The sequence below is a fragment of the Paenibacillus nicotianae genome, assembly GCF_042681745.1.
GTDB classification, from domain to species: Bacteria; Bacillota; Bacilli; order Paenibacillales; family Paenibacillaceae; genus Saccharibacillus; species Saccharibacillus nicotianae.
The window spans coordinates 2,454,330-2,476,259 of sequence record NZ_JBHUGF010000010.1 but is presented as its reverse complement, the minus strand read 5'-3'; the positions used below and the strand labels follow the sequence as shown (position 1 = coordinate 2,476,259).

Sequence of the window (21,930 nt, the reverse complement as noted above, 5' to 3'; positions counted from 1 at the left end):
ATTCGACATCGAAAAAGAGTGTAATGTTCGGAAATTTGGGGAGGAAAGTACAAATGGCGGTAGAAAATGTATTGAAGCTTGCACAAGAAAACAACATTGAGTGGTTTGATTTTCGTTTCGTGGATTTGTCAGGTCGTGCGCACCATATCTCTTTGCCAGCTAGTGAAGTGGATGAGGATACTTTTGTAAATGGTGTTGCGTTTGACGGTTCTTCAATTCCTGGGTTCCGCGGTATTGAGGAGTCTGATATGGTGATGATGCCAGATCCTGAGTCCGTATTTATCGACGCTTTTACTGCTCATCCAACGTTGAACATTATGTGCAATATCTTCACCCCGGACGGCGAGCGTTATGAACGTGATCCGCGCGGTATTGCAGAGAAAGCGGAAGAATATCTGCAAACAAGCGGTGTAGGAACAGCAGCATTTTTTGCTCCTGAATCCGAGTTCTTTATCTTTGACGATGTACGTTACCAAAGCGATGTAAATGTATCTTCTTACTCCGTTGATTCTAACGAAGCATTCTGGAATACAAATCGCAAAGAAGATGGCGGCAACCTTGGTTTCAAAATCCGTAAAAAAGGCGGATATGTTCCAGTAGCTCCTGTCGATTCTCAACAGGATATTCGTAGCGAAATGTGTCGTTTGCTTGAAGAAGCAGGACTTCGCATTGAGCGTCATCACCATGAAGTGGCTACTGCTGGACAAGCAGAGATCAACTTCCGTTTTGACACTTTGAAATTAACAGCTGATAACTTAATGAAATACAAATATATCGTGCATAACACAGCACAACAATATGGCAAAACAGCAACATTTATGCCTAAACCTTTATTCGGTGATAACGGTAGCGGTATGCACGTTCACCAATCTATCTTTGATGGCGATACTCCTTTGTTCTACGAAAAAGGCGCTTACGCTAACTTGAGTGAAATGGCATTACATTACTTGGGCGGTATTTTGTATCATGCTCCAGCATTGATTGCTTTGACTAACCCAAGTACGAACTCTTTCAAACGTCTTGTTCCTGGTTATGAAGCTCCAGTTAACTTGGTGTTCTCGAAAGGTAACCGTTCAGCAGCAGTTCGTATTCCGATTGCTTCTGTAACACCTAAAGGTTGTCGTATCGAATTCCGTACACCGGATTCTACAGCTAATCCTTACCTTGCGTTCTCTGCAATGTTGATGGCTGGTCTTGATGGTATCAAGAAAAAAATGGATCCTCGTGAATTAGGATATGGTCCTTTTGACAAAAATATTTATGAATTGCCAGAAGAAGATAAAGTAGGTATCCGTAGCGTTCCAGCATCTTTGGAAGAAGCTTTGGATGAATTGGAAAAAGACTTTGACTTCTTGCTTGAAGGCAATGTATTTACAAAAGACTTTATCCAAAACTACATTTCATTCAAACGTGCAGAAGCAAAAGATGTTGCTATTCGTGTACATCCACACGAATTCAGCTTGTACTACGATTGCTAATTATTGCTTATCTCATATATTAGATCGTAGAGATCAAGTAATCAGAATCCTCCGGAACATCATTTCCGGAGGATTTTTATATGAGTAGAAAAATAAAACGATTACATTTTATTTTGTTCACAAGATATCGCAGGATGATAGATAGTAAGTGACAAAAGACACTTGATCACCCCTACAATAGCTGATATCATAGCGATAATCATTTAGCACAAACCTAACATCTAAGCGCTTGGCACTATAAGCGCGATCCGTAAAATGGAAAGTGATTTTTGCAAAGCAAAATATCTTACTTCTAGCGCTTGGCATCATAAGCGCGATCCGTAAAATGGAAAGTGATTTTTGCGAAGCAAAATATCTTACTTCTAGCGCTTGGCACCATAAGCGCGACTCGTAAAATGAGAAAGTGATTTTTGCGAAGCAAAATATCTTACTTCTAGCGCTTGGCATCATAAGCGCGATCCGTAAAATGGAAAGTGATTTTTGCGAAGCAAAATATCTTACTTCTAGCGCTTGGCACCATAAGCGCGACTCGTAAAATGAGAAAGTGATTTTTGCAAAGCAAAATATCTTACAATCAGCGCTTGGTACCATAAGCGCGAAGTGAAAAGTGGAATGTTGAAATTGAAAGGGTGGAGAACAACATGACAAAAAGAGCGTACAATTTTAATGCTGGACCTGCTGCATTGCCTTTAGAAGTATTAGAGCGGGCGCAAAAAGAATTTGTGGATTATCAAAATACAGGAATGTCTATTATGGAGATGTCACATCGTGGCGCAGTATATGAAAAGGTACATAGCGAAGCTCAGGATCGTCTGTTGTCGTTGTTAGGCAACCCGGAAGGTTATAAGGTATTGTTTTTACAAGGAGGCGCTAGCACTCAATTTGCTATGATTCCAATGAATTTATTAGCTGAAGGCAAAACAGCAAGTTTTGTAGCGACAGGAAGCTGGGCAAGCAAAGCGTTAAGCGAAGCGAAGTTAATAGGAGATACAACAGTTGTAGCTTCCTCAGAAGAAGATAAATATATGAAGTTACCCGATCTAAGTCAATTGGACTTACCAGCGAATACAGCTTATGTACACGTGACTTCCAATGAAACGATTGAAGGAGTACAATTTAGTGAGTTTCCTGATACAGGGGATATTCCTTTAGTAGTAGATATGTCGAGTGATATTTTGAGTCGTCCGTTAGATATGAGTAAGCTCGATATGATCTATGCTGGCGCGCAAAAGAATTTGGGGCCTTCTGGAGTAACCGTTATTATCGCAAAAGAAGAACTGGTTAACGAGTCTCCAAAGCATATTCCATCGATATTCCGTTATAGTACACATGCTAAAAATAATTCGCTATACAATACACCGCCTGCTTTTTCGATATATATGGTAAATGAAGTGTTAAAATGGATAGAAGAAAAAGGTGGATTGGAAGGCATTCAGCGTGAAAATGAAGCCAAAGCTACTTTGATCTATGATGCTATCGATAACAGTCATGGATTTTATAAAGGTGCAGCAGAAGTAGACAGTCGCTCTATTATGAATGTTACATTCCGCTTAGCATCTGAAGAATTAGAAAAAGCATTTGTAAAAGCTTCGGAAGAAGCTGGATTTATCGGCTTGAAAGGTCACCGTAGCGTAGGCGGTCTACGTGCTTCGATTTATAACGCTGTTCCTTATGAAAGCTGCGATGCTCTGGTTGAGTTTATGAAGGAATTTCAGAGCAAAAATGGCTGAATGTACTAAGTAATGACAGCCTTCCCCTCTGGGAAGGCTTTTTTAAAAAAAATTTCCAATTATTTTTGTCAAAAGCTGTCGCATTTTACCGAAATCGGTTATAATCAAAAAGAACTATATAAAAGGTGGAAATAAACCTATGGCACTACACATTGTACTCGTTGAACCTGAGATCCCGGCAAACACCGGCAATATTGCTAGAACATGCGCAGCTACAGGAACGCATCTGCATCTTGTCCGTCCTTTAGGCTTCAAAACGGACGATTCTACATTGAAAAGAGCAGGTCTCGATTACTGGCATGCCGTCAATATTGAATATCATGATTCTTTCGAAGAGGTTCAAAAGACCTACTCAGATCACCGTTTTTTCTTTGCTACAACTAAAGTAAAAAATAGATATTCTGATTTTCAATTTCAAGATGGTGATTTTCTCGTATTTGGTAAAGAAACTAAAGGATTGCCACCTGAATTAATTGCAGCAAATGCAGATACAGCTATGCGTCTGCCAATGTCAGATGATGTGCGTTCACTGAATCTTTCGAACTCAGCCGCCATCATTGTATATGAAGCACTGCGTCAACTTAACTTTTTACATTTAGATTAATTGGTATGAATTGACTCTGTATCTTTATTTTAGTAGGAAATAATAAAAGTTAGCAGGATTCAAGAAGTAAGTGGAGAAATAAAAAGGAAGTACTAAAATTAAGTGAGTATATAGCTGATATTCCCAATTTTATAATGACTTCATTTCTCTACTGCTTCAATTAGCAAAGTATAAATATTAGTGAGGTGTGTATTAGTATGAAACCAGCAGGCGTTGTACGTAAAGTCGATCAACTTGGAAGAATCGTATTACCGAAGTCTTTGCGCAAAAGATATCAAATGAATGAAGGAGATCCTGTAGAAATTTTAGTGCAGGGTGATCATATCATTTTAGAAAGATATCGCCCGAAATGTGTATTTTGCGGATCGATGGAAGAAGTAGGGGAATTTAAAGAGCGTTATGTATGTGCTCAATGTATGGAAGAAATGAATTTAATTCCAAAAAATGCTTAATTTAATTAATAAAAGACATTTTAAATAAAAGAGACTCATTTGCAGTGTCTTGATAAAATGTGCAATCAAAAAGAACCTTCCGATGTTGCCTGGTGCATAACGGAAGGTTCTTTTTTTTCATACTATTGTATCTATAGAGAATATCACATATCAGAACATTATTTAAAAAATAAAAAATGGGTTGGAACAGGACGCAAGCTTCCATCGGAAGGATGATTGATGACGCGTCCGTTCAAGATAAGCGAGGTAGAACCACCGCCATCCAGATTATAAGCATCGACAACACCCATTTTGGATAGCTTGTTTTGCAATTCGACCAGAGTTGCGCCGGAACTACCATTTTCATTATAGCCGTCCGCAACAATCACAATAATTTGATCGTCTTTGTATTTACCAATCACTGTTCGTGGTGCACGCAAAGGCGAAGCTTTCCATTTTGCAGGAATCGGCACTTTTTTGCCATTTTGAATCAATACCGGTACAAAGGAAGCACCAAACGAAGGGTCTAACGCATCCAGATTAGCTTTGCTTGTAAATTTGCCACCGATCAGTTGCCCTGACTTATTCATCCCTACAAAAAATAAATCTTTGAATGTCGATTGAAATCCATTTAGATATTTTCCGTTGAGTACAGTGGTACTAAGTGGATAACGCTTGCCTCCTCCATCTGCAAATCCTCCAGCATTAATCCCTGCAATAGCGCCAGATCGCTGAACAGCAGTCAGTGTCGTTTCGGAACCGCCAAATGAATCTTTACCCAGTGTCATATTCATAGCAGAAGGTTCTTTGAGTTTGATTTTCATAGCATATGCTTTGTATGTGCCTGGATTAAGACGGTACAGTTCAATATTGATCCGGTTGCTGTTTACTTTTTCAGAAGCTGCTCCTAGTTTGGAAGTGATTCGTTTATTGTAAATTTGTTCAGGCTTATTGGCTTGTACAGAAGCCGTCTGAACAATGCGAGACATCGTCGATGTGGTCTGATTGTATAACTTGGTTGTGCGCTCGATAGACGATGATGTCTGCACAGCTACTTTTTCAGCTTCATCCAGATGAGTCAGAATCTGCTGTGATTGATCGCTGAGATGACTGACCGGCGCATATTTTTGAATCTCTAAAGGAACGGCAACCTGATTGGATTGAAACAACAAAACGAATAACAATCCAGCAAAAGGTGCTGTAGCTAACATCAACAAACGATTGATTTTTTTAACACGTATCGTCATTTCAACAAATCCATTTTCTTTTGTAGTGTATTAAGCTGTTTTTGTACTTCGTTGAGTTGAGTATACAATTTGTTGCTATTATCTGTTTTGCTACTCGCATTGTCTTTGGTAAATGTAAGCAGTTCGTTAAAGGAATCGACTTTGCTTTGTAAAGCGGTCATTTCTTTAGACATATCATTTAAACGAGTTTCATAATCATTTTGCAATACAGCGATTTGTCGTTCTGTATCTGCTTGAATCGATGCGATCATCTGTTGCTTCATATGATTGCTATATAAGTAGGCGATTGTTGCACCAAGTCCAATAATCAATATCCAAAAGACCAGAAACCATTTGGCAGAGAACCCTTTGTTTGGCTGATGTCGCATCGTTGTTCGGGAAGAAGGCTGCATATTCACTCACCTCAATAAAGCTTGTATTTTTGACCAAAATCCATTTTAACATGTCCCATATACCCAGTCTATCTTCGTAGATAAGATTCTAGATTCTTCCAATATGATTCTTATATTATCCAATTCTCGCATGAGAACATATCCACAAATATCCAAAAAACGTTAAAAATCTAGAGAAAGATGCCGATATCAAGGTATATGTTAATAAGCAGTAACAAATAGCTGTTTACAAAGGGGGAGTATCAAAATGGAAGACATTTGGAAGGTTATCATTATTGATAATCATCCGGCGCTGATGCTTGGAACAAAAATGATACTAGAAGAGACAGCCAATTTGAGTGTTATCGGAACTGCAAGTTCTGTAAAAGATGGAGTCGATTTAGTAGCAAGTGTTCAACCTAACTTGATTTTGCTTGATGATGCATTACCTGAAGGATCGGTTCAATTTTATTTGCGTCAAGTCAAGCAAGCGAGTAAAGATAGCCATGTTATTGTGCTTACCAGCGACAATCATTTATCCTTATTTGCCGGATTAATGAGTATGGGTGCCAGTGGGATGTTATCAAAAGAATCTTCGCCAGCTCAATTGTTACATTTGATCAGTAGTCTGCGTCAAGGATCAACCGTTATTCCTCTATCATGGCTTCATCAAGGAGTAGTTCCTATTCCTGCTGAAATTCCTACCGATGGTTATTTCGATCTTTCCAAAATCGAACACACGATTATGATTCAAATTACACAGGGGTTTACATACGATAAGATCGCTTATATGATCCGTGTGAGCCGACGTTCTGTTGATAATTATTTACGCAAAATTTATCATAAACTTGGTGTGAATAGCCGGGCTCAAGCGATCGAAAAATATACGTTGTATTCGCATACAGCTTCTTTTAATAATGCTCCTATGACCAACATGATTACACCACCTGAAAGTATCGTTCCAGTAAAAGAGGTTGCCCTCGATTAAAGTTCAGGTGTATGATCTTGAAAAAGCATCGTACAGGAGGCTGGAGCGGTGGAATTTTCTTTTGCAGCAAGTGTGAGTCATATGCCTTCATTTTCGGTCAGATCGATAGACAACCGACAGCGTCGTGAATCGTGGATTTCATTAGCTGAAGAACTACCAGCAGAAGAACTATTTCCGCTGGCACAATTAGGAGAGGCTGCCGGTGCTGTATTTTCAGCAGGTCCTCTTGTTCTTCAGTATGGAGAAGCCGCTGGTTCATTGGCTTTACGGAACTGGCTTAATACACGCTGGCAAATCGATCAGAAATTGAATGTAGATCCTGAAGATATTTTGTTAACATCAGGCAGTCAGCAAACGATAGATTTGTTGGTGCGTATTTATGTAGATCGGGAAGATACTGTACTGGTAGAGTCTCCGGCTTCGCCAGGATGTCTGCAAGTGCTTCGATTACAAGGAGCAAATGTGCTTCATGTAGATTGTGATGAAGAAGGAATGATTCCAGAAGATCTGGAACGGCTGATTGTAGAGTATGGTCCTAAGCTACTGTGCGCTTCACCAAGCTTTGCGAATCCTACAGGAAGAGTATGGAGCTTGGAACGTAGAAAAGCTATTCTAGAGCTCTGTAAGCGATATGAATTGTTAATCGCAGAAGATGATTCGTATGGCGATTTGCGCTATGGATTAGAGTCGGTTCGTTCTTTTCGCCGTCGTTATCCAAGTCTATTTCAATTGGATCGGGAGCAGGGCGGTAATCATGTGCTGTATATCGGTTCATTTAGCAAAACAATCGCTCCTGCATTGCGCGTAGGTTGGGCAGCAGGAGATCAACGGTTGATTGAAGTGATGTCGGCTGCTAAGCAAACAGCCGATTGGCAATCCAGTTCGATGAATCAGGCTATTTTGTTGCGTCTGTTACAATCCCCTCGCTTCAATTGGGATAATCATATTACGATGCTCAATCGCGAATATGAGATTCGACTCAAATTAATGCTGGAATTGCTCAAGCGTCCGAACTGGCAAGGAACCACAGTAGATGTTCCTTCAGGCGGTATGTTTTTGTGGGCGGTATTGCCGGATCAGTTAGATGGAGAAGAATTACTGACACATGCAATGTCCAAAGGAGTCTCCTTTTTACCGGGAGCACGATGTTATGCAAGTGACGAAGGTAAAAGTGCGATTCGTCTCAACTTTACCCATCCTGGACGGGATGAGCTATTGTTGGGAATGAATCTAATTTCGGAGTGTATTGCTGAACTGCGAAGTTAAAGCGACTTCTGATTCTCGATCACATGAGCATATTGTTCTAAAGCCAGTATACCTGATGGAGTCAATTGATAACTGCCTCGTGCTACACGTTCAAACCAACCATAATAGTTGCGCTGCATAATCGCTGCTGTACTACCAACACCACTTCGTTCCTTTAATTGTCGCGGGGATAGGTAAAGGTCAGTACCAAACGCAGAAGCGATTCGCAGCGCTTTTTCGCGGTAAGCAGTAATCAGAGGAGTTCCTGTACTGCCACCTAGATTGTAATCACCGCTACGTTCGGCAATTTCTTGCAACAGTCGCTGTTTGCGACTTCCGCGACGTACAGCTTTGGCTGGCTTAGAAGAAATAGTTGGACTACATAATATTTCTACAAATGGAGCTTTGGTTTTGTATAACGTTACGGCAATCAATCCCAATCCCAGACGCTGACAGAGATCGGTGATTTCACGCCAACGCTGATTATGAGCGCCTTTTTTAGCACGATTTTTTTCTACAGCAAGATATACGTTGGAACTGAGCTTCAGCCGTTCGATACCTTGTAGAAGTAGAGCAATATTGAATGTTTTTTTGATTTCGATAATAAGGGGTTCATGATCTTGTTCTCGTATGCCTACTAGATCGCAATGTTTAACCTCACTTTTGATATCATATCCCTGAGCCGCAAAAAATTGTTTGAGAGGAAGATAAAGTTCGGTTTCTCGTTGTACAGCCACGATATTCTCTCCTTTAGATAGGTATGTCTTATATCTATGTCATAGTACTTATATTAAGTGTTATGTTCGAAAGTATAGCATAGCAGGATAATAACATAGAAGTCATGAACCAGAAGAGATCGAATAACAGTATATTTACAAATCGATTGTTCATTAATGTTACACATAAAGATACAACTAACACTTTCAATTGGCTATGTTTTACAATAAAAGGTAAAATACGAATAAATATATGTGTATGTATTAGAGAGAAAGAGGGGATATCAAGCATGATCCAAGTATCTGCACAACGACAGCAACAACTTCAATATATTGGCTTGAAAGAAGCTGACTTGCAATTACTGCATCAACATTATGATTTATTTGTGAAAGTGGTTGATGAGGTTGTTGATCAATTCTACAATCATATAGAGCAATATCCGGTATTACATGATATTATCCAGCAAGCTGGTTCTACGATAGATCGTCTCAAACAAACGCAGCGTGATTATTGGATTTCATTAGCATCTGGAACGATAGATGAATCCTTTATCGAGCAAAGGTTAAAGATTGGTCGTATTCATTCGCGAATAGGGCTTAATTCTGATTATTATCTAGGGACTTATATGACCTATACCAATATAGCAACCGTTGTATTAGAGCGCGAATTGCCAGATCAGTGGATAAAAGTACTACATGCTCTGACCAAAATGTTCAATTTAGATTCGCAACTGGTGCTTGAAGCTTACGGTGAAAGAGAGCAGTATCATATTCAAGAAATGGCGAATCAAAAGCAACATATGTTAACAGCTGTAACCGAAGCGGTAAATCAGATGAGCGAAATGATCATCAAATTAAATGATAATGCAAGAGTGATCTCACAATCAGCAGATCAAATGGCACAGTCTCAAGAAAGTTCACTACAACAGATGGACGAGTTAGGTCATGAGGTCAAAGAAATCAGCAAAGTGGGTACAGTTATGCGTGAGATTTCTGAACAGACCCATCTATTAGGTCTTAATGCTTCGATTGAAGCGGCTCATGCTGGTGAATATGGAAGAGGATTCAGTATTGTAGCGCAGGAAGTAAGAAAGTTAGCAGGATCGTCCCAGAATGCATTACAAGATATCAGTATGACTTTGAAAGTGATTATGACCAAGCTTGATCAAGTACAATCTGAATTTGGTAAAAATGTAGAATGGTCACGTCATCAAGCAGGACGTTCTCAAGAATTAGCGGCTTTTGCAGATATGATCCAACAAGTAGCTTATGAATTAGAACAATTACAACATACAGAGACTATAGATTCTACAGTTGTAGTAGGGACGCATGCGAACCCTAAATGATCTTGAAAAAGGCTTAAAATTAATTGCAAATAAAAAACATAAGTTCTTTGACATTTCGATATAACGGTGTATAATAAGAAAAGTGCGATTAATTTTATGAACGAAGGTGATACTCATGAAAAAAGAAGGACATCCTAAATTCCAACAAGCTATTTTTCTTGATCCAAGTTGCGGATATAAGTTCCTGAGTGGAACAACTAAAACTTCCGGCGAAACTATGGAATGGGAAGATGGCAACACTTATCAAGTGATTCGCGTTGATACAAGTTCTGCTTCTCACCCGTTTTACACTGGTAAACAAAGAAACGCAGACATCGGTGGCCGCGTAGACAAGTTCAACAAAAAATACGGCTTGAAAAACTAAGACGTAAGTTGAGCGAAATTTCAAAACGTTTTCGGACTGTTTTGAACCGTCATAAAAAGCGTACCTGTTCGTATCCTAGGATATGAACATGGTACGCTTTTTTTGTTGTCTTTTTAGATAGATAATCTGTGTCTAGCAAACAAAAACGAGAGTACACTACTTAGATTGAGCGCTTTGCACAGAATTTTATCTATGACTCCTATGACTCAAAATTGTATTTTATCTTCAGGAAGCAAAGAATGTATCCGGTGGAAGCCTTCTTGTTCTAATCGTAGTGCCAGTCCATCAGTACGCGACTTGGTGGCATGAACCAGTAGAGCAGGTGGACTTTTGAGATCAAGTAGCATACGCCTTACATCTGGAAGCCCTTGATGGACTTTGTAACGCACGTAAAAGACTTTACAACCTTCTCGTTCGGTATCCAGCAACAGTCTACGTCCGAAGCACCCATGAGCTAGATGACCTGTAAAAATCAATGCATTATGCTCATTGTGAGCGATTCGCTCGTAATGCTGTTGTGCTTTGACAGATTGCATCATGCCATCATCGGTAAACAAAATAAACGATGTATATTTTGCAGGCAGTTCTGTACGAGATTGTTCATCATCCATTACATATAAATACGGATGTTGTAGCAAACGTTCTATTCGGGCACACGCTTGAGCATGGAGCCAGTAGGTGTCTGTAGTAAAAGAACGCAAATTATTAAGTAATCCAGCTTCAACAAGCAATGGAGTATCAGGATACTCTTCGCTTGCCCACAGCATTAATTCTTGCCCTCGTCCATAGACAGGAACAGGAAGCATGACTGCTCCTTGTTGCCGAAGCGTCTCATCCATATGCCTTTTTAATTGAGTCAGCTTATTATCTTGATGATCAGGATCAACGCCATAAGCAGCATCGATAATCGCGATATCCAGATCCGGTAAAATGCCGGGAACAGTCTGTGTTTTTGAAATTAATCGTGTCTGGTGTAACGGTCGATCTGCGGCTAATAACTGCGATTCAGACGTATAATCTCCCGAAAAGAAAATATATTTATCATGCCAGCAGAGTGCTAGCCAGATCGAACCAGGTAAATGACCCGCTCGTCCCCAACATACATCCAGATGGGGCAACAAAGGGCTCCAGCTACCCGGTGGGACAATATCTTCTAAATAACGGAATTGGATACGTTGTTGATCTTCATCATCGTAGGGACGTGTTGCCGAGCGGTGATCGGTATACCTTTTCCATGCTTCAAAATAAGCAGGTAATTGTCCAACAGTGGCTCTGGTTGTCCAGACCTCACCGGTATATCCATGCTTGTACAATAAAGGTAAAGCTATACAATGATCTTCATGCGCATGAGACAAAAATACAGTTTGCAGGCTGGCAACCATTTCTTCGATATCAGGTGTGATCGGATATTGCCCGTCACCTTCTTTTTTGACACCATAATCCAGCAATATACTCTGCTCTCCCTGTTGAAGTAGATAGCTGGATCGACCATGTTCACCTGCACCGCCAAGTATAGTAAGTTCCATCATGATAATTGTTGCTTTCGATAAGCAGGTAGTGTCTGTAAAATCAATAGCAAGATTGTTGTAATCCCTACTGAAACTACAGCCATCGCCATACCCATTGAGACAGCACCTTGTTCAAATTGAGCAAAAATATAAGTTGCTGAAGTCTGCATCGATGGTGGCAAAATCAACAGGGAAGCCACCAACTCGCGATTAGCAATCGTAAAGGTCATCGTCCAACCTGCAATCATACCCGGAATCAATAATGGCAATAAAATCCGGCGGAATACATACAACGGACGACCACCAGAAATCGCACCGGCTTGTAATAAAATAGGATCAATCTGTCCGTTATTCGCTTTGACATATTGTAAGGTATACGGCAAAAATAAAATGATATACGTTAGCACAACCATACCGTATGAATTGTAAAGAGGGATTGGCATCCATGGAGAATTCCAGAACAAAATCAACCCAACCACAATTACAATACCTGGTACGGTATTAGGCATTAAGCTAAACAGATCAATCCATTTTTGTGATAAACGTTTGCCTTGTCCTACTTTCAGTGCTAGAAATGTACCGATCAATACAGCGATTGTAGAAGCGACCAGTGAAAGAGTAAAGCTATTGACCAATGCTTCCATACTTTCAGAACCCCAACTGAGTAGATCACTGTAATGTTGTAAAGTAAAATTACCAACAGCAAGCCCTGTGCCACGCAAGCGTAATAAAGATGCTGTAATTACAGAAAAGTAAGGAATCCCGATAGAAGTAATTAGCAATATACCGATATACAACCAGCAGATTAGACCACTCCAACCACGTAACGAATACTTTTTACTACGAACTCCTTTACCTCCTGTTAAGCGATAAGAATAACGACTGCTTAATATACTCTGGATATACCACATCAGTAAGCAAGCTGTTAATAGCAAAGAAGCAAGCGAAGTCGCTTTACCAAAATCTATAGGCCAGCTTGAAATATATTTATGAATTTCAGATGTCATTACATAAAAGCCGATTTTGCGACCAAATGTAGCAGGGGTACCAAATTCAGCAATCGTTTTGACGAAAATTAATAATGCACCCATTGCATAACTAGACAATAATAATGGCAAAATAATGCGACGGAAGCGATAACCGAAGGAAGCACCATGTACAGAAGCAGCTTCTTCTGTGCTTCCACCTATCTGTTCTAACGTATTGCGAAGAATCAGATAGAGAAAAGGAAATAGATGTAGACTCATAATCATCACCATGCCACCAAAGCTAAAAAAAGCAGGTGTGATTTTGGCAGAAGCAGGAAGTATCTGCTCCATATAGCCGTTCTTTTGCATAAATAACATCCAACCCATCGAGCCAATATAAGGTGGTGTCATAAAAGGAATTAAAAAAACAACATCTAACCAGCGCTGTCTACCGATCGCTGTTTTCGCCATCATCCATGCTAAAGGAAGAGCTAAAACAGTCGTCGCTATAATCACACAACAGCCGAGCCATAATGTGCTGAACATGACCGATGTGAGATCGCTTTGGCCGAGTAGACGCAAAGGAGCCATCAGATCAATCACACCATTTTGTTCAATGGCTGTTCGGAAGATCATTAGAAGCGGAAATAGAATTAGTACGGCGAGCAGCAAAAATGCCGCAGCCGTACTGATTTTTTGATAGGAGAATAAAGTTGGGTTTGTCTTTGTTTTCATCATAGGATCACCACTTATTTGTATAGGTTCGTAAATTTGGTTGTTGTTTCTTCGCTATGTTCGCCCATCCAGTCCCATTTCACAGGATATGTTGGAATATCGCTCAAGTTCGCACGGTTGTCAGCAGTGATATCTGTTCTGCCGGGCAATAGATAAGCACTTGTGACCATTTGCTGTGCTTCATCTGACAGCAGGTAGTCGATAAATTGCTTAGCTTGATCCGCATGTTGACTTGTTTTGATAATCGCCGCAGGACGTGGGCTAATCACTGTACCTTCTTTTGGATAAACGATATCGACAGGTTCACCATCTGCTTTGGCTTTGTATGCCATATAATCGACACCAGCGGCTACCGCTGATTTGGCTCCAGTGATTACAGGGTCAAGCGCTTCTTGATTAGCGCCTGCGATTGCAACACCATTTTGCTTATACTGTTCAAATAATGACCAACCTTTATCTCCTTCAGCACTAAGATAACCAGTAATAAAATCAAGTGCAGAACCAGATAGTGAAGGATCAGGAATATTCACTTTATCTTTCCATTCAGGCTTCGCTAAATCTGCCCATGATGTTGGTGGAGTGGTTACTTGTTTGGTGTTGTATACAATACCTAATGCAGATGCACTATAGCTAAAATATTTGCCGTCTGTATCTGACCAGTCTTTCACTAATTTATCGTGATTAGCTGCTTCTGGATAAGCCAGTGTCATATCTTCTTTGGCTAGTGCTTGCATCGATGGCAGAGAAGCGAGAACAACCACATCAACTACAGGATTGGATTTTTCAGCTTCCATACGAGACAGTATTTTGCCTGTTGTGCCCTGGAACATTTCTACTTTAATGCCTGTTTTTGCTTCAAAACCAGCTTGAATTTTTTTGGCTAATCCTTCAGGGCCTGCGCTGTAGACAACAAGTGTGCCTGCATCTTTGGTTGGTGATTGTGCCGAACCGGATGCACCTGTAGAAGTACTACAACCTGCCAGTGTTGTTCCTAAGATTGCTGTCAAAGCAAGTAAACTTCCTTTTTGCCACAATTGATTCCATTTCATTATTTATTCCTCCTAAAGTGGTTGAATCCATATTTAAATTAAAACGCTAGCTTATAAAAGTGGATAAAGATCAACAGTTAAACAGGGACGGGGTTCAGTGTATGAACATGGTGTGCTGAAATATAAATCGTGACTTGCTCACCAACAGTCATTCGCTCATCTTGATAAGCAGTCCATAGACGTTCTTCGCCCATATCGAGTTGAATCTCATAACGATCACCCATATAGCTGACTTGCTGTATCATTCCAGTATGTATATGTTCGTCAGGAGAATGATTGCTGTGCCAGCGGATATGCTCGGGACGAACCATCTGATGTCCTTGATCGATCCAGTTGGAATGACCAATAAACCGAGCTACAAATGGATGAGAAGGCTGTCTGTAAATTTGTTCCGGTGTTCCACGTTGCAAAATAGATCCTGACTGCATCACGATAATCTCATCTGACATTGCCATCGCTTCGGTCTGATCATGAGTCACATAGAGAGCAGTAACTCCTAATTGCTGTACCAGATTCATTAATTCGGTTCGCATTTCATCACGTAGAATCGCATCTAATGCACTCAAAGGTTCATCGAATAAGATTAACCGGGGTTGCATCACGATTGCTCTAGCAAAAGCGACACGTTGTTGTTGTCCACCAGAAAGTTGATGGGGGTAACGTTGTTCCATCCCTTGCAAACGAACTTGTTCCAGTGCAGTCAGTACGCGCGCTTGAATATCTTTTTTCTGACCGGAAGCTCGTAGACTAAACGCTACATTTTCAAAAACAGTTAAATGCGGCCACAGTGCAAATTCTTGAAATACCATCCCAAATCCCCGGCGATGCGGAGGTACATTTTTACGTTGCGTAGAAGAGTACAGAATATCGTTGGCTATTCGTAATTCTCCTTGATCAGGTGTCTCCAATCCTGCGATCATGCGTAACAATGTTGTTTTCCCACAACCGGAAGGGCCTAGTAATGTAGTGAATTTGCCAGAAGCGATAACCAGATCAGTCGCTTGTAAAGCTTGTACACCATCAAAAGATTTGCTGATGCCTTGAATCGTTAATGCTGTCATTGTGTATTCCACCTATCTTTGACGCTTGTTCATTGGCATGTATGATAATGGATACTTACTGCCTTGAACTACTTTCTATACGTAGTATATCTGCTCAATTTGTACGGGGTATGTGGGGAATGTAAACGCAACATTAAGTTTTTAGTGTGTTCCTTTTGACAATCATCGAATGTTTCTATGGTACGGTGAAAGAAAAGCAGTTACAGGGGGTTAGTCGATGAATTTGATCAAATTACAAATTGTAGAATTATTAGATCGTCATCACAAAATTACAGCAGTCGCAGACGAGTTAGGGCTCAAACAGCCTACAGTTACATTTCATATGAAAAGTTTGGAAAAAGAAATGGGAGTTGCTTTGTTTGAATCTAGAGGGGGCAAAGTGATGCTCAAAGAACCGGGCAAAGCGTTACTCCATTATGCGATCAAAATTAATGCTTTGGCAGCAGAGTCCAGAAGAGTAGTGCAAGAATTTGGTGCTTTGGAACGTGGTAATCTGCGTATCGGAGCGAGTTATGTACCGGCTACTTATTTATTACCTTCTATTATTAATAGGTTTAGTCGCACTTATCCAGGCGTGAGTATTTCGATTGCCGTTAAACCTTCACCTGTAATTCGTGAAATGTTGATCAATCATGAAATTGATCTAGGTATTATGCTGACAGAATCTTTTGAACATCCTTCATTAGTCAAAGGATTGGTAGATGAAGATGAAATGGTTGCTATTTTTGCACCGAATCATCGCTTAGCAGACTATGAAGAATTGCATATAGATACGCTTCGTCAAAGTCGATTTGTTTTGCATGGAAGCGAATCAAGTACCCGTCAATTGAGTGATCGTTGGATGAGCAGTGTAGGAGTATGGTCAGAACAATATATGGAACTGGATTCACCAGAAGCGATTAAAAAGTCAGTCATGTTGGGCGAGTATGTTTCTTTTTTATCCAAAATGGCTGTTGAAGAAGAAGTGCAACAAGGTCTACTTCATATGCGACCGTTACCAAATACTCCATTTCATCGTTACATCTATTATGTATACAATAGCCAACGTCATTATTCAGGGCTTATTCATCAGTTTGTGAAATCTTTTGGTTAAATCGATATTTGATTACCTGTAGATGATTGCTATCGAAAAAATGATGAATAGCATACAGAAAGTATAGATATGTTTTACGAAATCATTTATGTATGTTGATTCCGCTATCATTGTTCACTGTTACATTGGAATAGTAGTCAAATGATATTCCACAGACAGGGGAGAATGTGCAAATGAGTTTAGGATTGAAATTAGGTAAAAAAGCTCCATTGGTATTGTTAAGCAGTGTGTTGTTCGCAGGGTTGTATATTCCACAATCTACATCTGTTGTTGATGCCAAAGCCGCTAATCTCACACCAACGTATGAGGTTAAATTTATGCTGGATGATGATATTCTGAACAGCGACCTGACGATTCAATCTGATGTACAAGATGCGTTTGATCTACCTGCCAAAGCGCAAAAAATTGCTGTAGAGTATTTCGATACAAGCGATAAGCAATTGGATAGCGAAGGCTGGAATGTACGTTTTCGCAAAAAAGAAGATAAAGATAATTTTGAAATGACGTATAAAAAGCGTTACAGTATTTCAAATGGAGATATTGATGCAGCACTAACCCTTGCTAATCAACAAGGATTCGATGCTTCTGATACTAACTATGAAGCAGAAGTCGATTGGGGATACAGCAAGCAGACATTAAGTCTTTCTAATGATAAAAAATCAAAAGCAACCACGTCAGGCGCAACATTGCCTGCGGATAGTAAAGCATTGTCTCTACTTGTCGATAATCTTCCAGGTAAATTGAAAAAATGGAAAGATGGATCAAGCTGGGGTGAAAAGCAGTTGAAAGCATCGCGTGCTTATGGCCCGGTGATGGCTAGTAAATATGAAGGAACATGGAACGGAATCGATGTAGATGTAGAAATTTGGCCGATTCGTAATGCTTCTGGTACAGGTACTGAGCCTGTAATTGAGATTTCGTTCAAAACGGATGATTACAACACCGCTGCAACAGATCGTCAACAATTGATGAACTATTTGAAGCAAGAAGGTTGGCTAGTACCACAAGATTCACTAAAAACACAATTGGTGTTAGATCGCTATTAAAAGTATGCTGATTGAAAATAGACAATAAAAAGAAGCACCCTGCGAGGTGCTTCTTTTTTGTTAAACTATGTTGCTCGGGCGTATTAGTATCCGCTACGTTCCATATTGTTAACACTTGCGAAGAATGCTGCACCAAAAACAATAAAGATAATAATGTAGATAACGATAATGATGGCAGCCCATAAAAGACCTGCTTTTGCATAGTTAGCTTTGGTAGGGTGAGTATCTCCACCGAAAGCCCATACAAATAACATGACTAAATTGACGATAGGAATGAAAAGCAACAAAAGTGTAAGCATCCATTCTTTAACGCTGATGATGGAAGTCGGTGCATCCGGCTGCGCAGGCGGGTAACCAGTGTTTTGTGAATTGTAATCCAAATTTTTCTACCCCTCTCAGTTATGTACTAAATATTGTGTAAAGATGTAAAGCCTCTATGATTATACAACTGTTACAGATATGTGACAATAGAGTAATATGAATAAAATTAGGAAGAGATGTTATATTTATTTGCAAAATCAATCGATCTATAGAAACATTCGATAGATACTAGACATTCATTTTAATTATTGTATAGTATAGTTAATCGATCGGAATTAAAGTTTTAAATATATTGCAAACTATTTATTTGTACGAAACTATTGCAAGTTACTAAAAGTATCTTTATAATGAGATATATTGAATGTTTGATACAAGAAAGTTTTCAAATCTTATTTTCATGGTTAAACATGAGAGTAGCTTATTTATACTAATAAACCAAAATCGAATAGAGATCTTCGGGGTAGGGTGCAATTCCCGACCGGCGGTGAACATTTTTTACAAGTGAAAAAATGGTAGCCCGCGACTCATTTTTCTGTTTTATAGAGGAATGACTGATCTGGTGAGAATCCAGAGCCGACGGTACAGTCCGGATGGGAGAAGATCAACCGATAAACATGCCAGTGTATTGTAAAATACAGTTGCACGTTTATTTGATCAAGCCCCCGTTTATTGTACGTTGATAACGGGGGCTTTCCGTATGAGATCTCATATTCAAATTCTAATCACGTAGGGAGTTTGAATCATGGAAAATGCAAGTTATAACATCAAAACAGCATCATCAGCTAGACAGCGTCATATTAAAAGTGGATTTTGGCTCGTTTTTGTAGGAGCGGCGTTATGGGGCGTTGATCCACTGTTCCGAATTATTTTACTCAAAACAATGACTTCAACCCAATTGGTATTGTTGGAGCATTTGATTGTTTTTCTAGCGGCGGCGCCTGTTTTATGGGTGAATCGAGCTGAATTAAAAGGTTTGAAAATGCGCCATATCGGAGCCTTATTGTTCTTATCATGGGGCGGATCGGCGATTGCTACGATTTTATTCACGATGGGACTGGCTCATGGTAATCTCAATGCAGTCTTGTTATTACAGAAATTACAACCAATCTTCGCGATTGTGTTAGCTCGTATCATTTTAAAAGAAGTATTACCGCGTGGATTTGGTTGGTTGTTTGCTTTAGCATTAGTAGGAACGTATATCTTAACCTTTGGATTCGCTATTCCGATTGGTCATATGAGTGAATTTGTACAGGTTGGTAGTCTATTTGCTCTAGGTGCGGCTGCACTATGGGGTGGATCAACTGTTATGGGACGCTTAATGGTCGGTCAGATGAAATATGAAACGGTTACTTCATTACGCTTTATTATGGCTTTACCATTATTGCTTGTTTTAACATGGCATGAAGGTGCAGCATGGAGCTTATCTGCTGATTCCGGTGGTATCGCAGCAGTATCTCTGAATTTGCTAGGTCAAGCATTGTTGCCGGGCTTGCTAAGTCTATTAATGTATTACAAAGGATTGTCGACAACAAAAGCTTCTGTAGCTACATTAGCAGAGTTGAGCTTTCCATTAGTCGGTGTTGTGATTAACTGGATCGTATTCGGACAATTATTGACATGGGCTCAACTGGTCGGCTTTTTGTTAATCTGGGTCGCATTATTCTTTATTTCCAGACGTCAACAACCGTCTGATGCCAAAACAGCTGTTCCTTCTGCATAATAAGCTCTTTTGTATCATCATAGGTTCTTTTATACAAAGAAAGTATAGTGTCACTCACTTATAAATCGTACTTTTTAATAAAAATAAAAATCCTGTCTACCTAGCGCAATCTCGCTTAGTAGACAGGGTTTTTTTAGTCTGTATAAGATAAAGATATTAATTCCATAGAATATCGAATATTTAGTAATTCTTTATCCTCATTCAGAACGCTGATTCTACTTATTTAATCGGTACCAGATCAAAAAAGTCTAACTCTCCATACCCACTTCCTTTGCTAAATCGAATCGTATGATTACCTGCTGTCAAAGATAGACGTTGCGTCGATAATCCCCAATTTTCCCAACCTTTATTAGTAATAAAAAAGTCTGTTGCATTATTGCTATCTACAGAAAGGCGCAGTGTAGACCAATCCAGTCCGTCTGTTCCATTGCCTGTACGCGCAGCCAACATATATGTTCCTGTTGTAGGAACATTCACCGAATATTGTACATAACTGCCTGTAGTATCGATATGACCTGCTTTTGACAGTCCTGAACCATTTGGGCTTGAGGAAGCATAAGCCGCCCCGCCAAAAGTTCCTTGTTCACCTTCATAACGGGTGCGATCCGGTTCACCAGATGGAATAGCTATCTGTGTATTTGGATTGAGCGGTTGACCGAATTGAGGAGTATTATCTGTATTCCAGCTAAATTTCTGTGTACGAATTTCCCGGTTCCAACCTGCATTGTTGAATTTGGCAGAATGATACACAATCCAATCTTCTTTGCCGTCAGGAGATGTAGTAAACGAAGCATGACCCGGGCCATACACTCCATTAGCAGAAGCAAATACAGGTTGAGCACGTTTACTCCAAGCCGAAGGACTTAACAAATTGCTGTTCGTCTGTGCTGTAATTAATCCCAAAGCATAATCATTCGTCCAGCTTCCGCTAGCAGAATAGATCAGATTAATTTTATCGTTTTTGATTACCACTTGAGGGCCTTCGTTGACATTCGGTTGGTGATTAGTCTCCCATCCATACGTAGGACGAGCGATCTCAACACGCGCTGAATCGATTGTCCAGGGATTACTCATATGAGCGATATATAAATTTTGTCTAACATTGTCTGTTCCTTCCCAGCCTGACCAGATAAAATACAATTGTCCATTCACCGCTAATGGAGTACCATCGATTGCCCAGCGGTTGGTTGTATCTGTGATCTGACCTTTGTCTACCCATGTCCCTTGCATCGGGTTACTACTGGTATTCTGCATCACATACATACGATGATTCGCATTATCGCCGTCGTCTTTAGCATAGTAAATGTACCATGCTCCATTAAGAAAATGAATTTCTGGTGCCCATACATTTTGTCCGCCTGTTGTAATTTCACGCTTTTCAGCAGCATCAATACCGGTTAATGTAGAAGATTTCCAGATCGTGACATTGTTACCTGTCGTTTTTGTGAAATAATAGAATCCATCAGTATGCTTATACATCCACGGATCTGCACCATCTTGCATAATGACATTGTAAAACTGTTTTTGTACAGATGCCGCAGAAGCCATACTGATACCGGTGCTCATAAGCAAAGTGAATAGCAAAAATAAAACTCCTCCTTTGATGATCAAGCGATAACGTTTCATTGATTCAGCTCCTTTTAATATAGTGAATAGATAACGCTTACAATACGAACTGTAACGCAGAATAATGTCGGGGAACAGGACGATATTTTGGATGGATAGACATTCTATTGGAGATATGAACGTGAGCGTCTGAATAAAGAGTTTAACCGTTTACACTTTGGGAGCAAACAGGTACATTAGGCGTAATTCATATGCGTTATTTGGCTTTAGGATGGAGTACATTTACAAAGTGAGGTTGGGTTATATGGTGAGATGGATCAAGCGGTATAGGTTGCCTGTGACT

At 39.9% G+C, this 21,930-nt stretch carries 20 protein-coding genes and 1 riboswitch; of the genes, 11 read left to right on the top strand and 9 right to left on the bottom strand.

The genetic code is table 11. The features are described from left to right. Positions 1-53 precede the first annotated feature (53 nt). The 4 genes from glnA to ACFSGI_RS15030 all read left to right on the top strand — a co-directional run bounded on the left by glnA (position 54) and on the right by ACFSGI_RS15030 (position 4,264). Positions 54-1,478, top strand: a complete 1,425-nt coding sequence (glnA, locus tag ACFSGI_RS15045; RefSeq protein ID WP_204825047.1) for a type I glutamate--ammonia ligase — start codon at positions 54-56, stop codon at positions 1,476-1,478. A gap of 641 nt (positions 1,479-2,119) precedes the next feature. Next, complete coding sequence (serC, locus tag ACFSGI_RS15040) at positions 2,120-3,208, top strand: 3-phosphoserine/phosphohydroxythreonine transaminase (RefSeq protein ID WP_204824903.1); 1,089 nt, start codon at positions 2,120-2,122, stop codon at positions 3,206-3,208. A gap of 139 nt (positions 3,209-3,347) precedes the next feature. Next, complete coding sequence (trmL, locus tag ACFSGI_RS15035; protein WP_204824902.1) at positions 3,348-3,812, top strand: tRNA (uridine(34)/cytosine(34)/5-carboxymethylaminomethyluridine(34)-2'-O)-methyltransferase TrmL; 465 nt, start codon at positions 3,348-3,350, stop codon at positions 3,810-3,812. Between the two features lie 197 nt (positions 3,813-4,009). Further along, entirely contained in the window at positions 4,010-4,264 is a 255-nt protein-coding gene (locus ACFSGI_RS15030; protein WP_069326911.1) for an AbrB/MazE/SpoVT family DNA-binding domain-containing protein, read from the top strand. 158 nt (positions 4,265-4,422) lie between these two features. On the opposite strand, the gene ACFSGI_RS15025 is transcribed toward ACFSGI_RS15030, so the two are convergent. Beyond that, on the bottom strand, positions 4,423-5,490 hold the full coding sequence (locus ACFSGI_RS15025; RefSeq protein ID WP_204824901.1) for a phosphodiester glycosidase family protein: 1,068 nt from the start codon (positions 5,488-5,490) through the stop codon (positions 4,423-4,425). Next, on the bottom strand, positions 5,487-5,882 hold the full coding sequence (locus tag ACFSGI_RS15020) for a hypothetical protein (protein ID WP_204824900.1): 396 nt from the start codon (positions 5,880-5,882) through the stop codon (positions 5,487-5,489). The genes ACFSGI_RS15025 and ACFSGI_RS15020 overlap by 4 nt, the downstream gene beginning before the upstream one ends. Before the next feature lie 247 nt (positions 5,883-6,129). On the opposite strand from ACFSGI_RS15020, the gene ACFSGI_RS15015 reads away from it, so the two are divergent. Continuing rightward, positions 6,130-6,849, top strand: a complete 720-nt coding sequence (locus ACFSGI_RS15015; protein ID WP_204824899.1) for a response regulator — start codon at positions 6,130-6,132, stop codon at positions 6,847-6,849. Positions 6,850-6,897: 48 nt separating this feature from the next. Then, positions 6,898-8,115: an aminotransferase-like domain-containing protein gene (locus tag ACFSGI_RS15010; RefSeq protein WP_204824898.1), complete on the top strand. Its 1,218-nt coding sequence runs from the start codon at positions 6,898-6,900 to the stop codon at positions 8,113-8,115. On the opposite strand, the gene ACFSGI_RS15005 is transcribed toward ACFSGI_RS15010, so the two are convergent. Further along, positions 8,112-8,831: a DUF2161 domain-containing phosphodiesterase gene (locus ACFSGI_RS15005; RefSeq protein ID WP_204824897.1), complete on the bottom strand. Its 720-nt coding sequence runs from the start codon at positions 8,829-8,831 to the stop codon at positions 8,112-8,114. The genes ACFSGI_RS15010 and ACFSGI_RS15005 overlap by 4 nt on opposite strands. A 269-nt stretch (positions 8,832-9,100) precedes the next feature. Between ACFSGI_RS15005 and ACFSGI_RS15000 the strand changes: the two genes are divergently transcribed. Further along, a complete protein-coding gene (locus ACFSGI_RS15000; protein ID WP_204824896.1) occupies positions 9,101-10,156 on the top strand; it encodes a protoglobin domain-containing protein in 1,056 nt (351 codons plus the stop codon). A 115-nt stretch (positions 10,157-10,271) separates the two neighbouring features. Further along, positions 10,272-10,520 carry a type B 50S ribosomal protein L31 gene (locus tag ACFSGI_RS14995; RefSeq protein WP_069326918.1) on the top strand — a complete coding sequence of 83 codons (249 nt, stop codon included), beginning with the start codon at positions 10,272-10,274 and terminating at the stop codon, positions 10,518-10,520. A 206-nt stretch (positions 10,521-10,726) separates the two neighbouring features. Here ACFSGI_RS14995 and ACFSGI_RS14990 read toward each other — a convergent pair whose 3' ends face one another. From ACFSGI_RS14990 to ACFSGI_RS14975, 4 genes are all read right to left on the bottom strand, one after another. Beyond that, a complete protein-coding gene (locus tag ACFSGI_RS14990) occupies positions 10,727-12,046 on the bottom strand; it encodes an MBL fold metallo-hydrolase (RefSeq protein ID WP_204825043.1) in 1,320 nt (439 codons plus the stop codon). Further along, positions 12,046-13,731 (bottom strand): ABC transporter permease, encoded by a 1,686-nt coding sequence (locus tag ACFSGI_RS14985; protein WP_204824895.1) that lies wholly within the window; start codon positions 13,729-13,731, stop codon positions 12,046-12,048. Before ACFSGI_RS14985 ends, ACFSGI_RS14990 begins: the two co-directional genes overlap by 1 nt. Positions 13,732-13,745: 14 nt before the next feature. Next, entirely contained in the window at positions 13,746-14,780 is a 1,035-nt protein-coding gene (locus ACFSGI_RS14980) for an ABC transporter substrate-binding protein (RefSeq protein ID WP_204824894.1), read from the bottom strand. Positions 14,781-14,857: 77 nt separating this feature from the next. Continuing rightward, on the bottom strand, positions 14,858-15,841 hold the full coding sequence (locus tag ACFSGI_RS14975) for an ABC transporter ATP-binding protein (RefSeq protein ID WP_204824893.1): 984 nt from the start codon (positions 15,839-15,841) through the stop codon (positions 14,858-14,860). A gap of 217 nt (positions 15,842-16,058) precedes the next feature. On the opposite strand from ACFSGI_RS14975, the gene ACFSGI_RS14970 reads away from it, so the two are divergent. Together ACFSGI_RS14970 and ACFSGI_RS14965 are read left to right on the top strand one after the other, a co-directional pair. Further along, complete coding sequence (locus ACFSGI_RS14970) at positions 16,059-16,934, top strand: LysR substrate-binding domain-containing protein (protein WP_204824892.1); 876 nt, start codon at positions 16,059-16,061, stop codon at positions 16,932-16,934. Positions 16,935-17,107: 173 nt separating this feature from the next. Beyond that, the gene (locus tag ACFSGI_RS14965; protein WP_204824891.1) at positions 17,108-17,980 is read left to right on the top strand and encodes a hypothetical protein; all 873 of its coding nucleotides are present in this window, start codon (positions 17,108-17,110) and stop codon (positions 17,978-17,980) included. A gap of 83 nt (positions 17,981-18,063) precedes the next feature. Here the strand turns inward: ACFSGI_RS14965 and ACFSGI_RS14960 are convergent, their stop codons facing one another. Continuing rightward, positions 18,064-18,360, bottom strand: a complete 297-nt coding sequence (locus ACFSGI_RS14960) for a hypothetical protein (RefSeq protein WP_204824890.1) — start codon at positions 18,358-18,360, stop codon at positions 18,064-18,066. Between the two features lie 388 nt (positions 18,361-18,748). Beyond that, positions 18,749-18,907: riboswitch (FMN riboswitch) on the top strand. Positions 18,908-19,043: 136 nt separating this feature from the next. Here ACFSGI_RS14960 and ACFSGI_RS14955 point away from each other — a divergent pair. Beyond that, entirely contained in the window at positions 19,044-20,021 is a 978-nt protein-coding gene (locus tag ACFSGI_RS14955) for a DMT family transporter (RefSeq protein ID WP_204824889.1), read from the top strand. A 219-nt stretch (positions 20,022-20,240) separates the two neighbouring features. Here ACFSGI_RS14955 and ACFSGI_RS14950 read toward each other — a convergent pair whose 3' ends face one another. Then, positions 20,241-21,569 (bottom strand): family 43 glycosylhydrolase, encoded by a 1,329-nt coding sequence (locus tag ACFSGI_RS14950; protein ID WP_379283980.1) that lies wholly within the window; start codon positions 21,567-21,569, stop codon positions 20,241-20,243. Positions 21,570-21,930: the final 361 nt, after the last annotated feature.